This is a genomic window from Allostreptomyces psammosilenae (genome assembly GCF_013407765.1).
Lineage (GTDB): Bacteria > Actinomycetota > Actinomycetes > Streptomycetales > Streptomycetaceae > Allostreptomyces > Allostreptomyces psammosilenae.
This window is the reverse complement of the sequence record NZ_JACBZD010000002.1, coordinates 807,248-822,680: the sequence shown is the minus strand read 5'-3', so window position 1 is coordinate 822,680 and position 15,433 is coordinate 807,248. Positions and strand designations below refer to the sequence as shown.

The 15,433-nt window shown below is 75.4% G+C and carries 14 protein-coding genes; 9 read left to right on the top strand and 5 right to left on the bottom strand.

Annotated elements, in window-relative coordinates; translation table 11 throughout:
* The first annotated feature begins 358 nt into the window (after window positions 1-358).
* The 6 genes from gabT to FHU37_RS25800 all read left to right on the top strand — a co-directional run bounded on the left by gabT (window position 359) and on the right by FHU37_RS25800 (window position 6,196).
* Window positions 359-1,726, top strand: a complete 1,368-nt coding sequence (gabT, locus tag FHU37_RS25825) for a 4-aminobutyrate--2-oxoglutarate transaminase (protein ID WP_179817044.1) — start codon at window positions 359-361, stop codon at window positions 1,724-1,726.
* Between the two features lie 181 nt (window positions 1,727-1,907).
* The gene (locus FHU37_RS25820) at window positions 1,908-2,312 is read left to right on the top strand and encodes a YidH family protein (protein WP_179817043.1); all 405 of its coding nucleotides are present in this window, start codon (window positions 1,908-1,910) and stop codon (window positions 2,310-2,312) included.
* Entirely contained in the window at window positions 2,309-2,650 is a 342-nt protein-coding gene (locus FHU37_RS25815; RefSeq protein ID WP_179817042.1) for a DUF202 domain-containing protein, read from the top strand. The genes FHU37_RS25820 and FHU37_RS25815 overlap by 4 nt, the downstream gene beginning before the upstream one ends.
* Window positions 2,651-2,795: 145 nt before the next feature.
* Window positions 2,796-3,020 carry a heavy-metal-associated domain-containing protein gene (locus FHU37_RS25810; RefSeq protein ID WP_179817041.1) on the top strand — a complete coding sequence of 75 codons (225 nt, stop codon included), beginning with the start codon at window positions 2,796-2,798 and terminating at the stop codon, window positions 3,018-3,020.
* A 139-nt stretch (window positions 3,021-3,159) separates the two neighbouring features.
* Window positions 3,160-5,685, top strand: a complete 2,526-nt coding sequence (locus FHU37_RS25805) for a heavy metal translocating P-type ATPase (RefSeq protein WP_179817040.1) — start codon at window positions 3,160-3,162, stop codon at window positions 5,683-5,685.
* Between the two features lie 229 nt (window positions 5,686-5,914).
* Window positions 5,915-6,196, top strand: coding sequence for a metal-sensitive transcriptional regulator (locus tag FHU37_RS25800; protein ID WP_179817039.1), 282 nt, complete (start codon window positions 5,915-5,917; stop codon window positions 6,194-6,196).
* 135 nt (window positions 6,197-6,331) lie between these two features.
* Here the strand turns inward: FHU37_RS25800 and FHU37_RS25795 are convergent, their stop codons facing one another.
* The 3 genes from FHU37_RS25795 to FHU37_RS25785 form a co-directional block, all read right to left on the bottom strand.
* Window positions 6,332-6,865 (bottom strand): SsgA family sporulation/cell division regulator, encoded by a 534-nt coding sequence (locus tag FHU37_RS25795; RefSeq protein ID WP_179817038.1) that lies wholly within the window; start codon window positions 6,863-6,865, stop codon window positions 6,332-6,334.
* Between the two features lie 76 nt (window positions 6,866-6,941).
* Complete coding sequence (locus tag FHU37_RS25790) at window positions 6,942-8,576, bottom strand: ATP-binding SpoIIE family protein phosphatase (RefSeq protein WP_179817037.1); 1,635 nt, start codon at window positions 8,574-8,576, stop codon at window positions 6,942-6,944.
* A 340-nt stretch (window positions 8,577-8,916) separates the two neighbouring features.
* Window positions 8,917-9,696 carry an HAD-IIA family hydrolase gene (locus FHU37_RS25785; protein ID WP_179817036.1) on the bottom strand — a complete coding sequence of 260 codons (780 nt, stop codon included), beginning with the start codon at window positions 9,694-9,696 and terminating at the stop codon, window positions 8,917-8,919.
* Between the two features lie 257 nt (window positions 9,697-9,953).
* On the opposite strand from FHU37_RS25785, the gene FHU37_RS25780 reads away from it, so the two are divergent.
* Window positions 9,954-10,835: a WXG100 family type VII secretion target gene (locus FHU37_RS25780; protein WP_179817035.1), complete on the top strand. Its 882-nt coding sequence runs from the start codon at window positions 9,954-9,956 to the stop codon at window positions 10,833-10,835.
* Between the two features lie 247 nt (window positions 10,836-11,082).
* Window positions 11,083-11,262, top strand: coding sequence for a DUF397 domain-containing protein (locus FHU37_RS25775; RefSeq protein ID WP_246451297.1), 180 nt, complete (start codon window positions 11,083-11,085; stop codon window positions 11,260-11,262).
* A gap of 193 nt (window positions 11,263-11,455) precedes the next feature.
* Here the strand turns inward: FHU37_RS25775 and FHU37_RS25770 are convergent, their stop codons facing one another.
* Window positions 11,456-12,889: a glycosyltransferase family 4 protein gene (locus tag FHU37_RS25770; protein ID WP_312892865.1), complete on the bottom strand. Its 1,434-nt coding sequence runs from the start codon at window positions 12,887-12,889 to the stop codon at window positions 11,456-11,458.
* An 885-nt stretch (window positions 12,890-13,774) separates the two neighbouring features.
* Here FHU37_RS25770 and FHU37_RS25765 point away from each other — a divergent pair.
* Complete coding sequence (locus tag FHU37_RS25765; protein ID WP_179817033.1) at window positions 13,775-14,080, top strand: hypothetical protein; 306 nt, start codon at window positions 13,775-13,777, stop codon at window positions 14,078-14,080.
* A 39-nt stretch (window positions 14,081-14,119) separates the two neighbouring features.
* Here the strand turns inward: FHU37_RS25765 and FHU37_RS25760 are convergent, their stop codons facing one another.
* Window positions 14,120-15,331, bottom strand: a complete 1,212-nt coding sequence (locus tag FHU37_RS25760) for a DUF445 domain-containing protein (RefSeq protein ID WP_376774063.1) — start codon at window positions 15,329-15,331, stop codon at window positions 14,120-14,122.
* Window positions 15,332-15,433: the final 102 nt, after the last annotated feature.

Genomic DNA, 15,433 nt, shown 5'->3' with positions numbered 1-15,433 from the left:
CCGCATCGCCGCTCCCTACCGAGACGCTTCCGGGCCGCCGGAGGTTCCCGAACGGCCTTCCCGAACGGGCCGGGGCGCCCGGCGGAGCCCGAGGGCGGACCCGGCGCAGCCGGCGCGAAGGGGGCGGACGACGGCGCGCCGAGTCCGGCGGGGGCCCGGAGCGCCCCAGACTGGAAGGGTCGGGACGGCCCCTGGACCAAGTGGCGTGCCGGGCGGCGATCAGGCGCCGCCCTGTCCATGGGACGCGCCGCCGTGGCGGGCCTACCGTCGTGCCGCGACGCCCACACGCCCCCGGACCGGAGCCACCCCACTCGTGGCGGCGATCGGCGAAGGGTGGCCCCACCGGGAGGAGAAGCCCATGTCCCTGTCCCCCGAGCCGGTTCCCCCGGTCGGCGGCCCGCAGCTGCCGCAGGAGCGCCGCCTGGTCACCGAGATCCCCGGCCCGCGCTCGCGCGAGCTGTCCGAGCGGCGGGCGGCGGCGGTGGCGCGCGGCGTCAGCAGCGTGCTGCCGGTCTTCGTCCGCCGGGCCGGGGGCGGCGTGCTGGAGGACGTGGACGGCAATTCGCTGATCGACCTGGGCTCCGGCATCGCGGTCACGTCCGTCGGCAACAGCGCGGAGGCGGTGGTCCGCCGCTCGGCCGAGCAGCTCGCGGCGTTCACCCACACCTGTTTCATGGTCACCCCCTACGAGGGGTACGTGGCCGTCGCCGAGCAGCTGGCCCGGCTCACCCCCGGCGCCCACACCAAGCGCTCGGCGCTGTTCAACTCCGGGGCGGAGGCGGTGGAGAACGCCGTGAAGATCGCCCGGGCCGCGACCGGCCGCCAGGCCGTGGTCGTCTTCGACCACGGCTACCACGGCCGCACCAACCTCACGATGGCGCTGACCGCGAAGAACATGCCGTACAAGCACTCCTTCGGGCCGTTCGCCCCGGAGGTGTACCGGATGCCGATGGCCTACCCCTACCGGTGGCCGACCGGTCCGGACAACTGCGGGGAGGAGGCCGCCGCCCAGGTGATCGACCAGATCGACAAGCAGGTGGGGGCCGGGAACGTGGCCGCCGTGGTGGTCGAGCCGATCCTCGGCGAGGGCGGGTTCATCGTGCCGGCGCGCGGCTTCCTGCCGCGCGTCGCCGAGTTCTGCCGGGCCAACGGCATCGTGTTCGTCGCCGACGAGATCCAGACCGGGTTCTGCCGCACCGGGCAGTGGTTCGCCTGCGAGGACGAGGACCTCGTCCCCGATCTGATCACCACCGCGAAGGGCATCGCGGGCGGGCTGCCGCTGGCGGCGGTCACCGGCCGCGCCGAGATCATGGACGCGGCCCACGCCGGCGGGCTCGGCGGCACCTACGGCGGCAACCCGGTGGCCTGCGCGGCTGCCCTGGGCGCGATCGAGACCATGGAGCGGCTGGACCTCAACGCGGCGGCGCGGCGGATCGAGAAGATCATGAAGGGCCGGCTGCTGGAGCTGGCCGAGCGCCACCCGGTGATCGGCGAGGTGCGCGGGCGCGGCGCCATGCTGGCGATGGAGCTGGTGCACCCGGGCACCAGGGACCCGAACCCCGAGGCGGCCGGGGCACTGGCCCGCGCCGCGCACGCCGAGGGGGTGGTGGTGCTGACCGCCGGCACCTACGGCAACGTGCTGCGCTTCCTCCCGCCGCTGGTGATCCCGGAGCAGTTGCTGCTGGAGGGGATGGACGTGCTGGCCGGGGCCCTGGCCCGGCTGTGAGTCCGCCGGCGGGGCGCGCGGGGCGCCGGCGCCGACGGCGCGGGTGACGCCTCCCGGGCACCCGGTCGCACCCTGGCACGCGCCTGTCGCACACTGGTGCGAGGGGGTGCGGCGGGGCGCGGCGCGGAGGACGGCGGGCCGCCGGGCGGCCCCCGACCCGCGACTGCTGGAGGTGTGACGCGTGCCGGAGGCGAGCAGCGGCGGCGGCCCGGACGACGCTGCCGCCGCTCCCCGGGAACGCGAGCCGGACTACCGGTTCACGCTGGCGAACGAGCGCACCTTCCTCGCCTGGATCCGCACCTCCCTCGGCCTGCTGGCCGCCGGCGTCGCGGTGCGCCAGCTCGTCCCGCCGTTCGCCGTGCCATGGGGCCGGGAGGTGCTGGCCCTGGCCTGCGTGCTGCTGGCGGTGATCCTGGGCGCCGGCTCCTACCCGCGCTGGCGGTCGGTCCAGCGGGCCATGCGCCGTGACGAGCCGCTGCCCACGTCGTGGATCGCCCCGGTGCTGGCCACGGCGGTGCTGCTGGTGGCCGGGCTGGTCACCGTGCTGGTGCTGCTGGGTGGGCGGCAGGGCGGCGGCGCGCCGTGAGCGGCGCCCCGCGGCGCGTTCCGCGGCCGGCGGCGCCCGGCGGAGCGGAGCGGGCGCCCCGGGACCCCGGTCTGCAACCGGAGCGGACCCGGCTGGCCTGGAGTCGGACGGCGTTCGCCCAGGTCGTCTGCGGATCGCTGCTGCTGCACGTGGTGGCCGAGCGGGGGCTGTGGCCCGGGGTCGTCCCGCTGGCCTGCTCGGCGCTGGGGGTGCTGGTGACGCTGGCCGGTGGGCGGCTGCGCGGCGTCGGGGCGCCCCCGCCGCGCGGGCTGCTGCCGCTGACGGCGGCGGTGACCACGGCCACCGCGGCCAGCGCCGGGGTGCTGCTGGTGGGCTGACCGCGGCAGCGCGACCGCCGGCCTCCCCCCTGGCCGAGCCGTCCCGCCGGTGCCCCCGACACCCTGTCGTTTATACCCCCAGCGGGTATATTGTGGGTTCGGGTGGGCGGTCGCGCCCACCGCCGCAGAAGCGAAGGGGAACGCGATGAGCAGCACCGCCGAGACCACGACCTACCGCATCGAGGGCATGACCTGCGGCCACTGCGCCAACGCGGTCACCACCGAGCTGTCCGCGCTGGACGCCGTCGCCACCGTGGAGGTGGACGTCGCCGCCGGCACGGCCACCGTCACCAGCAGCGGGCCGCTGCCGGAGCAGGCCGTCCGGGAGGCCGTCGACGAGGCCGGCTACACGCTCGTCGGCACGGTCTGATCCCGGGCTCCCTCGCCGCCGGGGCGCCCGGCGGCGCCGTCGGGCCGCCGCCGCGGCCCGGCCCGGCCCGGGCGGAACGACCCGGGCCACCACGGGGGTGCACACCCACACGCGCGCACCAGCGAAGGAAGTGATCCCGATGGCCGGAAGCGTCGCCGACAGCGCGACCACGGCGCACGGCACCACCGCGCCGGGCGGGCCGCGGCTCACCGTCGACCTGGCGATCGGCGGCATGACCTGCGCCTCCTGCGTGAACCGGGTGGAGAAGAAGCTCGGCCGGATGGAGGGCGTCACCGCCTCGGTCAACCTGGCGACCGAGACGGCCCACGTCTCCTTCCCGGCGACGCTCGACGTGGCGGAGCTGGTGGCCACCGTGGAGAAGGCCGGATACACGGCGGCGGCCCGGACCGTCCCGGTCGCCGAGACCGGCTCCGGCGACGCCGGGGCACCGGCCGGCCCCACCGAGGACACCACCGCCGGTGCCGCCACCACGACCACCGGGGCGCCGGCACCGGAACCCGCCGAGGCGCCGGCACCGGCGTCCACCACCGCGCCGCTCCCCCACGGGCCGGCGACCGGCACGCCCGCGAGGCCGGCACCCCCCGCGCCCGCACCGGACGCGGCCGGCGCCGACCCCGCCGCCGCCCGCGTCGCCGACCTGCGGCGCCGCCTGCTCGGCTCGGCCGCGCTCGGCCTGCCGGTGGTCCTGCTGTCCATGGTGCCGCCGCTGCAGTTCACCTACTGGCAGTGGCTGTGCTTCGCCCTCGCCTCCCCTGTCGCGCTGTGGGGCGCCTGGCCCTTCCACCGCACCGCCTGGACCAACCTGCGGCACGGCGCCGGCACCATGGACACCCTGGTCTCCATGGGCGTGCTCGCCGCCTGGGGCTGGTCGGTCTACGCGCTCTTCCTCGGCGGCGCCGGCGAGACCGGGATGCGCATGGAGCTGACGCTGCTCCCGGCCACCGCCGAGCAGCGGCACGGCCACGCGGCCGAGCTGTACCTGGAGGTGGCCGCCGCCCTGGTGGTGTTCATCCTGGCCGGCCGCTACTTCGAGGCACGGGCCCGGCACCGGGCCGGGGACGCCATCCGGGCCCTGCTCGACCTCGGCGCCAAGGACGTCGCGGTGCTGCGCGCGGGCCGGGAGACCCGGGTGCCGGTCAGCGAGCTGGCCGTCGGCGACGAGTTCGTGGTGCGGCCGGGCGAGAAACTGGCCACCGACGGCGTGGTGGTCTCCGGGGAGTCCGCCGTGGACGAGTCGCTGCTCACCGGAGAGTCGATGCCGGTGGAGGTGGGCCCCGGATCGGCGGTCACCGGCGCCACGGTCAACGCCGGGGGGCGCCTGGTGGTCCGGGCGACCCGGGTCGGCGCGGACACCCGGCTGGCCCAGATCGCCCGTCTCGTGGAGCGGGCGCAGACCGGCAAGGCGCGCGTGCAGCGGCTGGCGGACCGGATCTCGGCGGTGTTCGTGCCGGTGGTCATCCTGCTGTCGCTGGGCACCCTGGTGGGCTGGCTGCTCGCCGACGCGCGGCCGGGAACGGCGCTCACCGCCGCCGTGGCGGTGCTGATCATCGCCTGCCCGTGCGCGCTCGGCCTGGCCACCCCGACGGCGCTGATGGTGGGCACCGGTCGGGGCGCCCAGCTCGGGCTGCTGATCCGCGGGCCGGAAGTGCTGGAGTCCACCCGGCGGGTGGACACCATCGTGCTGGACAAGACCGGCACCGTCACGGAGGGCCGGATGCGGCTGGTGGAGGTGGTTCCGGCCACCGCCCCCGACGCCGCCACCGCCACCGCCGGGGGCGTGGCCGACGAGGCGGAGCTGCTGCGGCTGGTCGGCGCGGTGGAGGACGCCGCCGAGCACCCGATCGCCCGGGCGGTGGCGGCCTCGGCGCGCGAGCGCGTCGGGGAACTGCCGCCGGTGGAGGACTTCGCGGCGGTGCGCGGGCTGGGCGCGCGGGGCCGGGTGGAGGGCCACCGGGTCGTGGTCGGCCGGCTCGCCTGGCTGCGCGAGCAGGAGTCGGTGGCGGTGCCCGAGGAGCTGGTGGCCGCCGCGGCGCGGGCCGAGTCCGCCGGCCGGACCGCCGTGCTGGCCGGGGTGGACGGGGTGGCCCGCGCCGTGCTGGTGGTCGCCGACCGCGTCCGGCCGGACAGCGCGGAGGCGGTGCGCGAGCTGCGCGCCCTGGGGCTGACCCCGGTGCTGCTCACCGGCGACAACGCCTCCGCGGCGCGGGCGGTGGCCGAGCGCATCGGCGTCGAGCAGGTGATCGCCGGGGTTCGCCCGGAGGAGAAGGTGGCCGAGGTGGATCGGCTGCAACGGGCCGGGCGGGTGGTCGCGATGGTCGGCGACGGGGTGAACGACGCCGCCGCGCTGGCCCGGGCCGACCTGGGCCTGGCCATGGGCGGCGGCACGGACGCGGCGATCGCGGCGGCCGACCTCACCCTGGTGCGGGGCGACCTGCGGGCCGCCGCGCAGGCCATCCGGCTGTCCCGGCGGACCCTGGCCACCATCCGGGGCAACCTGTTCTGGGCGTTCTTCTACAACGTGGCGGCGCTGCCGCTGGCCGCCCTGGGCTGGCTGAACCCGATGATCGCCGGCGCGGCGATGGCGGCGTCCAGCGTGCTGGTCGTCGGCAACAGCCTGCGGCTGCGGCGGTTCGGCCAGGGCTGAGGGCCCGGGGCGGGACGGAGCGGGGGGCCGGGCCGGCCGTCGGGCCCGGTTGTCCACAGGCGCCGGAAGCCGTCTACTTCCCGGCGTCCGGACCAGTCACACTGGAGACGGCAGCGGCCAGCGGCCGCCCGGGAGAAGCGTTCCGGCGGCGTGAGACGGTACCGGAAGGCGGTACCGGTAGGCGGTGTCTGGGGCCGGGCGCCACGAGCGGGAGGGCGAGAAGGAAGACATGGTCAGTTACAGCAATCACAAGGACGACGTCCTCAAGCGGCTCCGGCGCATCGAGGGCCAGGTGCGTGGCCTCCAGCGCATGGTGGAGAACGACACCTACTGCATCGACGTGCTCACCCAGGTGTCCGCGACGACCCGCGCGCTGCAGTCCTTCGCGCTGCAGATGCTGGACGAGCACATGGCGTGCTGCGTGCGCGACGCCGTCGCGGAGGGCGGCGCGGAGGGCGACGTCAAGCTGAAGGAGGCGTCGGACGCGATCGCGCGGCTGGTCCGCTCCTGATCGCCGGCGCTCGCCGGCCGGCGAGCGGCGGGCGACACCCGGCGGCGAGTGCCGAGGCGGACGGGGCGGCGGGCGGAGGGCGCCCGCCGCCCCGAGTCGTCCCCCGGCAGGTGCGGGACGGGCGCGGCGGGCCGCTCAGTCGGCCGGCCGCTCGGCCGACCGGTCGCCGTCCACGCCCCGCTCGCCACCGCACCCCCCGGAGCACGGCCGGTACCGCGGGCCTCCGGCCGGCCGCCGGTCCAGCAGGGCCGCCAGGGCCGCGTCCAGGTCCGCGAACCGCTCCTCCTGCCCCAGCGGCACGGCCGCCTCGACCTCCGCGGCGAACGCGGCGAGCGGGCCGTGCGGCGCCTCCAGCAGCGCCGTGCCGTCCGCCGAGCGCAGGGCGATGAAGACGACTCCGCGCCCGTGGCTCCGGGACGGCCAGATCTGGATGTCGCCCAGCCCGACCGGCCGGGTCAGGCCCTCCGCGAGCAGTTCCCGCGCGAAGCTCCAGCGGATCGGGGTGTCCCCGTCGGCGTGGAAGAGCGCGTCGATGCCGTACGGGCGGCGCGGATCGTAATGGAAGCGGACGGTGACGGAGACCGCCGCGTCCGGGCCCAGCAGGAGCCGCAGCCGCAGCAGCGAGTCGATGGTCTCCGGCGTGCGGTGGTCGTGTGTGTCGACGTTCATGCTTGTAAGACCAACGTCGGCCGTCGACATGACGCGGATTTCGCGACGAATTCCGGACTCTTTCGAGGGAGCCCCCTCACGGCTGTTCGATTTCCTCCCGCTCGGAGGGAACCAGCAGCACCTCGAACCACACCGTCTTGCCCGTGCTGCCGCGGGCGCTCCCCCACTGGGTGGCCAGCCGGCTGACCACCCGCAGGCCCCAGCCGTCCTCCCGCTCCCCGCCCCACTCCACGAGCGCCGGGAAGTCGTGGTTGTCGTCGGTGATCTCGCCGACCAGCAGGTTCCCGGCCCGGATCAGCCGCAGCTCCACGTGGTGGCGGTGGGCGTGCCGGATCGCGTTGGTGACCAGCTCGCTGACGATCAGCTCCACGGTGGCGCTGAACGGCTCCAGGCCCCAGTCGTAGAGCTTGCCGCCGGTCAGGCTGCGCGCCCGGCGGACCTCGCGGGGGTCCAGCGCCAGCTGCCAGCCGGCCACGTGCGAGGGCGGCAGCCCGCGCAGCCGGGCCAGCAGGACCCCGACCTCGTCGGCCGGTTCGGCGGCGTGCAGGGCGTCCGCCGTGGCGTCACACAGCGGCTGCAGGCCCGGTGGTGGTTCCGCCTGGCCGCCGGCGGGACCGGCCGGGCCGCCGCCCCACGAGCCGGCCGCCGCCGGGGGCACGGCCAGCCCTTCGCCGAGGCGGGCGAGCAGGTCCGGCAGCAGCGTCGGCTCGACCTTGTCCGGGACGCCCGGGGCATCCGGGACGTCCTGGACGCCCGCCCGCTCCCCGCCGACCGCCGCCGCCCGCTCCGTCGCGGCGCGCTCGGCCGCCGCGCGCTCGGCCGCGTACTCGACCCGGACGTCGGAGAGCGGATCGGTGACCAACGCCAGCAGGCTGCCGTCCGGGATCGGCACCGTGACGGTGGAGAACGGCACGCCGCCGATCCCCAGCGGGGCGCCGCAGGGCAGCGGCAGGGACTCGGGGGAGCGCCCCGGGCGGATCAGCACCGGCGGCTGGTGGCCGGCCGAGGAGACCCGGCACTCCTTGGCGATCGGGTCGTAGACGGCGTAGAGGCAGGTGGCGTAGGAGTCGCTGCCCAGCCGGTGCACCACGTCGTCGAGGTGACGCAGCAGCAGCGAGGGCATCATGTCCAGCACGGCGAGGCTGAGCACGGTGGCGCGCAGCTGCCCCATCAGCGCGGCGGCGCGCAGGCCGCGCCCGAAGACGTCGCCGGCGACGAGCCCGACTCGGCCGCCCGGCAGCTTGATCACGTCCAGCCAGTCGCCGCCGACCGCGCCGTGCGCGGCGGCCCGGCGGTGGGCGACCGCCGTCTCGACCGCGACCAGGCCGGGCGTGCCGGCGGGCAGCAGCACGTCCCGCAGCAGTTCGGCCGCGCCCGCGGTGTCCGGGCCGGCCGCGTCGGCCTCGGCGTGGGCGTCGGGGGCCGCCTCGGCGTCAGGGGTGGTGTCGGCCTCATGGGCGGTCTCGGCGCCGGCGTCGGGGGCCGTCCCGGCGCGGGGCGCGGGACCGGCGCCGCCGCGCACCCGCTGCGGGTTGCCCGCGACGGCGGCGGTCGGAGTCGCCGGCCGGTGCACGGCGTCGGCCCGGTTCCGTGGGCGCGGCACCCCCCGCCCACCGCCGGACGCCTCCGGCCGGGAAGCGTCACGACCGGCGGGGTCGCCGCCGGAGACGTCCCCTGCCCTGCCACTGCGACCGGCCTCGGATGTCGTCATCCGGCGTGTTCCTTCTCAGGAGGATGCGGGGGTCAGCCCGCTGGGCTCGGCGAGTCCGGACTGCCTCCGCGCGCCGGCCCGCCCGGGTGCTGCGGGCCGAATCCGCGCGAGGCGCTCGCCGTGACCCACGGTAGAGCCTTGCGGCACACTCCGATAGGGGAACGTGCGGGAACACGCCCGTCCCCGGCGGCCGAAACCGTGTGTTCGGCGGCGAAACGGGCGGGGGCCGGGCACCGCTCTGGCCCTCCTCTGGGCGTCCCCTGGCCGCCGGCCGCCCGGGGGCACCACCGTGCCGTCACCGGGCCGCCGTCCGGGGCCGCCCCGAGTCGGGCCTCGGCGCTCAGACCATCGCCACCACGTCGGCGATCGACTCGACGACCTTGGTGGGCCGGTACGGGAAGCGGTCCACCTGCTCCCGCGTCGTGGTGCCGGTGAGGACCAGGAAGGTGCGCAGGCCCGCCTCCATGCCGGCCACCACGTCGGTGTCCATGCGGTCGCCGATCATCGCGGTGGTCTCGGAGTGCGCCGAGAGGGTGTTCAGGGCCTCGCGCATCATCAGCGGGTTCGGCTTGCCGACGAAGTACGGCTCGACGCCGGTGGCCTCGGTGATCAGCGCCGCGACGGAGCCGGTCGCCGGCAGCACGCCCTCCTCCGAGGGACCGGTGTTGTCCGGGTTGGTGGCGATGAACCGGGCGCCGTCCACGATCAGCCGGATCGCCTTGGTGATCGCCTCAAAGCTGTAGGTGCGGGTCTCACCGAGGACGACGTAGTCCGGCTCGCGCTCGGTCAGGATGTAGCCCGCCTCGTGCAGCGCCGTGGTCAGCCCGGACTCGCCGAGCACGTAGGCGGTGCCGCCGGGGCGCTGGCCGGTCAGGAACTTGGCGGTGGCCAGCGCGGACGTCCAGATGGACTCGATCGGCACGTCCAGCCCCATGTCCGCGAGGCGCGCGTGCAGGTCACGGGGGGTGTACATGGAGTTGTTGGTCAGGACGAGGAAGGGCTTGCCGGACTCGCGCAGGGTCCGCAGGAAGTCCTCGGCCCCGGGGATCGGCTTGCCCTCGTGGACCAGGACACCGTCCATGTCCGTCAGCCACGACTCGATCGGCTTGGGCTCACTCACCAGCAGCTCCCGTCATCAGCGAAGGCGCGGTAGAGACGGCCATGGCGCGCCGTCCCCGGACGCCTTACCCGTCCGGGGTCAGCTTATGGCCTGCCCGTAAGGGACGAATGGGCGCGTTGCCGACCTCTTTCGCAGTCGGGATCCGCCGCCCCCGCCCGGCACCGCCCGGGCCCCTTTCCACAGGGGTCGCCACTACCATGACTGGCCGGCTGCTGGGGCGTGGCGAAGCGGATCGAGCCACCGACGAGGGGGTCACGATGGCGGTGATGCTGCCGGAGGAGCTGGAGTACCCGCTGCGGGTCATCGGGATCACCTGGCCCGACCTCGACGAGGACGCCGTGCGCGAGGTGGCGCAGGCGTTCCGGGACTACGCCGACGAGATCGCCTCGGCCCGCGAGGAGGCCGACGGCGCCGTCGCGCAGCTCCTGGCCGGCAGCTCCGGCGAGGGGATGGAGGCGTTCGGCGGCCACTGGGAGAAGGTTTCCGGCCAGCACTTCCAGGGTCTGGCCGACGCCTCCCGCACCATCGCCTCCGCGCTGGACACCGCCGCCACCGCGATCGAGGCCGGCAAGTGCTCGATCGTCGCGCAGTTGGACGTCCTGGCGCCGGAGATCGCCGCGGCCGTCGCCGCCGCCGCGCCGGCAACCCCGGGGCTGCCGAGCCTGGCGGGGCTTGGTCCGGCGCAGACGGCCCGGACGGCCGTCCGGGAGATCCTGCGCGAGACGGCCGAGCGGGCCGCCGAGGCGCTGACGGCGGCGGCCGGGGACGCCGTGCTGGCCTCCCTGGAGGGCGTGCTGACCGAGTTGCTGGGGCGGGGGCTGGAGAACGCCACCGGGCTGCGCGACGGCTACGACGCCGGGCGGGCGGGGGACGCCGGCCACCAGGGCGGGGCGGACCCGGCCGGTGCCTCGGCGGCTGCGGCCACCTCGCTCGCCGGCGCGGACGGGGCCGCAGCCGGATCGCTCGCCGGCGCGGACGGGGCCGCCTCGCTCGCCGGCGCGGACCGGGTCTCCACCAGCGGCAGCATCGCCGAGGTGATGCGCGGCACGGTGGGCCCGGCGGCCGAGGTGCCGCCACCGACCGGCAACCCGATCATCGACGCGATGCGGGGTCACGACCTGGCCGCGGTGCGGGCCTGACGGCGTCCGGGGCGAATGCACACCCCGGACGACCGCCAATACGAACAGCTCTTCCTTTTCTCATTCGATCCGACAATCCAATGCCGACCGAAAGCGCATCCCGGCCGTCCCGCCACTCGGACGGAATTGACGTTGCAACAGCGCGACGGCTGCAATGTGAACGCGCGGTAACAGCGCGCCTTCACAGTGCAGGTTCCAGCAAAGGACGGTCATGAAGAAACAGGTTGATCTGAGTCGTGCGTCATGGATGCGCAGCAGTCACAGCCGCGGCGACAAGCGGAACTGCGTTCAGATCAGCTTCGTCGACGGCATGGTGGCGCTGCGCGGCTCCCGCGTCCCCGGTCAGCGGCCGCTGGTGTTCACCCCGGGCGAGTACGACGCGTTCGTCGCCGGAGTCGTCGCGGGCGAGCTGCGCCGGCCACGCTGAGCGCGCCGTCCGGCGCCCCGCCGCGGCTGCTCCGGTTCGGGGCCGGCGACCACCGGGCCGCGGTCCGCGCCGGCGCAACCGCCCCGCCCCTCCGGCAGCGGATCGTGCCGGGCCCGCCGGAGGGTCTCCCGGGTAACGCCGGGCCGGAGCGCGGGACCACCCTCGGTGCGCAGCAGCCGACCTCCTCGCCCGCTCAGCCGGGCCCGGCGGCGGCCTGCGCCAGCACCTCCCGGTAGTGCTGCTCCAGCTGCCGGCCGACCGCCGTCCAGGTGCGCTCCCGCACGGCGCGCCGGCCCCAGTCGCCCATCGCCCGCCGGGTGGCCCGGGAGCGGGTGAGCCGGTGCACCGCCGCGAGCAGCGCCGCGGCGTCGTCCGGCGGGTAGAGCAGACCGGTACGGCCGTCGTCCACCAGGTCCAGCGGACCACCCGAGGCGGGGGCCACCACCGGCACTCCGGAGGCCATGGCCTCCTGCACGGCCTGGCAGAACGTCTCGTCCGCCCCGGTGTGCACGAAGACGTCCAGGGAGGCGTAGGCCCGCGAGAGCTCCTCCCCCTGGAGGAGGCCGAGGAAGACCGCGCGCGGCATCAGGCGCTCCAACCTGGCCCGCGCCGGGCCGTCGCCCACGACCACCACCCGCACGCCGGGAAGCTCCGTCAGCGGGGCGAGCAGGTGCACCCGCTTGTCGCTGCTCAGCCGTCCCACGTACCCCACCAGCACCTCGCCGCCGGGGGCCAGCGCGCGGCGCAGCGTGGAGGAACGGTGGCTCGGGTGGAAGCGTTGGGCGTCCACGCCGCGCCGCCACAGCTCCAGCCGGGGCAGCCGCTGCTCCCGCAGGGCGCGCAGGGTGTCGGTGGACGGCACCAGGGTGCGGGTCGCCCTGCCGTGCATGCGGCGCAGCCGCCGCCAGATCAGCCGGGTGCCGCCGCCCAGCCGGTAGCGGCGGGCGAAGCCCGCCAGGTCCGTCTGGAAGACCGCGACCGAGGGGACTCCGAGGCGGTGCGCGACGCGCAGCGCCGTGCCGCCGAGCACGGCGGGCGAGGCGACGTGGAGGACGTCCGGCGCCCAGCCGCGCAGCAGGCGGCGCAGCGGGCGGCCGACGGGGAGGCCGACCGGGAAGGAGCGGTAGAAGGGCACCGGGAGGCTGTGCACCCGCAGCACGGGCACGCCCCGGTAGTGGGAGGGGCCGGGTCCGGGGGCGACGATCACCACGTCGTGGCCGGAGGCCACCAGGTGGTCCACGCTGCGGCAGACCGAGTTGACGACGCCGTTGACGCTGGGGAGGAACGATTCGGCGACCACCGCGACGCGCAGCGGCCGGGTGGGGGTGGGCGGCGGGGTGGGCGGCGGGGCGGCGCCGTTCGGGGACATCCCGCCCGCCGGGTGGGGGGTTGTGGTGGGGCGCGTGGCGGGCGTGGCGTGGGTGGCGGTCGCGAGGGCGGTGTGGGGGGTGTGGGTGGCGGTCGCGAGGGCGGTGTGGGGGGTGTGGGTGGCGGTCGCGAGGGCGGTGTGGGCGGGGGTCGGCTCCGGAGGTCTCCGCGACGCGACGGAGAGTCCTCCATCGCGCGGCCCGGCCTCCTCGCGGGCGGGGGCACGGGTGCCCTCGGCCGGACGGGTCAGCGTGTCCATGCCCACGGTGTCTCCCACGGCGGTGCTGCGGGGGTGACGTCGACCGGTCCGCCCGGGAACCACCAGACGAACTCTCCGCGATGCCGCGGCGGGGGAGGCGCATGACTGACCACCAACAACTTTGCGCGCCACAGGATCGCACGAAACAGGCCGGCCCACCAGCCCCCGCGTCCCCCTGTGGAAAACTCACGCCCCCCTTTTTTCTCCAGGCTTAGCAAGAGAGCCGGAGGGGATGCAAGGGGATTCGTTCAGCCTGTGGACAACCCACGCCCCCCTGTTTCCCAGAGGTATCCCAAAAAGCCCACCGCCACAAGAGGGAACCCGCCCCTGTGGATAACCCAGGCCCCCTTTGTTTCCCAGGGGTATCCCAAAAAGCCCACGGACGCAAGAGGGAGCCAACCCCTGTGGATAACCCAGGCCCCCCTTGTTTCCCAGGAGTATCCGGAAAGGGCGGCCGGCCACAAGGGGGAACCCTCTCCCTGTGGATAACTCAAACCCCCCTTGTTCATGGGGATAGCAGAGTGACGGGCACGCAGGCAAAGGCACTCACGCCTCCTGTGGAAAACCCCGCCCTCGGGCCGTGGCGGCGAAGCCCGGGCCCTCGGGCCGGATGGCGAGGAGCTGGCGAAACCCTCTCGGACGGGGATGGCACGGAGCTGACGGAACCCCCTCGGACCACACCGGCCACGGAAAACCCCGCCCCTCACCCGACGCGGCCATGAGCTGGCGAAACCCCCTCGCCGCACGCCGGCCGCCGAGAACCCGGGAACCACTCGGACGGGCGCGAGCCAATCGGATGGAATCGGCCCGGACGCATTGAGCCATGTGTACCAACGCCCGAGGTTCTTCCTGCGGGAAGGTCCCGCCATAACCCTTGGAGGCCCCATGTTCCGCCACGTCGACCGGGCGCACCACATCGGACAGCGCGTCATCACCCGCGACGCGATCGTCGCCGCGGCCACCGTGCCGATGATGGTCGCGGTGCTCGGATGGACGACTCCCGCCGTGGCCCAGGAGCGCACCGACACCGCCCCCAACGAAACCCACAACATCAACCAGACCGAGACGCACAACACCAACAGCACCACCTCGTACACCAACGACGTCGGTGGCTTCCACTTCGACCTGGTCGGCGGGCTCAACGACCTGCTGAACGGAGGCCTCACCGACCTCGTCGGCGACGGCGACTGAGCGGCGACCACCCGGGGGCGCCGTGGCCGCGCCGCTCGTCTACAGGTGCGAGAGGGTGTAGATGACCAGCCCCGCCAGGGCGCCCACCACGGTGCCGTTGATCCGGATGAACTGGAGGTCGCGGCCCACCTGGGTCTCGATCTTGCGGGAGGTGTCCTCCGCGTCCCAGCTCGCCACCGTGTCGGTGATCAGCGAGGTGATCTCGCCGCGGTAGGTGGAGACCAGGTAGGCGGCGGCGTCCTCCAGCCACGCGTCGACCTTGCCCTGGAGGCGGGGGTCCTCGGCCAGCCGCCGGCCGAGGCCCCGCACGGCGTCGCGCAGCCGCGCCCGCAGCTCGCTCTCCGGCTCCTCCGCGGCGGACTCGATCATCTCCCGCAGGCCGCGCCACGCCGAGGCCACGATCTGCTGGAGCTCCGGACGCGACAGCGCCTCGATCTTCAGCCGCTCCGTCCGCATCATCGTGTCGGGGTCGTTGCGCAGGTCGTTGGCGAAGTCGCGCAGGAAACGGTCCACCGCGCCGCGCGCCGCGTGCTGGCGGTCGTCACGGACGTCGGTCACGAAGCGCAGCAGTTCCCGGTGGACGGCCGCGCCGATCCGCTCGTCGACGAACCTCGGCGTCCAGCCGGGCGCGCCCGAGCCGACCGCGTCGATCACCGCGTCGCGGTGCTTGACCAGCCAGTCGTGTGCCTGGTTGCACACCAGGTCCACCAGCCCGCGGTGGCCGCCGTCGGCGACGACGCGGTCCAGCAGCTCGCCGAGCGGCTGCGACACCTGGGTGCGCGCCGCCCGCTGGGTCACCGCGCGGGCGATCACCGTCTGGACGTCCTCGTCGCGCAGCACCCGCAGGACGCCGCGGACCGCCGTGGACAGCTCGGCGGTGGTGCGCTCCGCGTTGGCCGGCTCGGCCAGCCAGCCGCCCAGTCGGGCCCCGATGCCCATCCCGCTCAGCCGCCGCCGGATGACCTCCTCGCTGAGGAAGTTGTCACCGACGAAGTCGGCGAGGCTGGTGCCGATGGCGTCCTTGCGGGTGGGGATGATCGCGGTGTGCGGGATCGGCAGCCCGAGCGGCCGTCGGAACAGCGCCGTGACGGCGAACCAGTCGGCCAGCGCGCCCACCATGCCCGCCTCCGCTGCCGCCTGCACGTAACCGGCCCACGGGCCGGCCCCCGACGCCTCCGCCCACCTGGCCAGCACGAACACCACGGTGGCGACGGCGAGGAAGCCGGTGGCCACCAGCTTCATCCGGCGCACACCGCGCCGCTTCTCCTCGTCCGCGGCGAAGGGCGCCGCGGCGCCGCGCCGGGACGCGCCCACCACCGGCCCGCGCGGGGGCGGCGGGGGCGCCGACTTCGG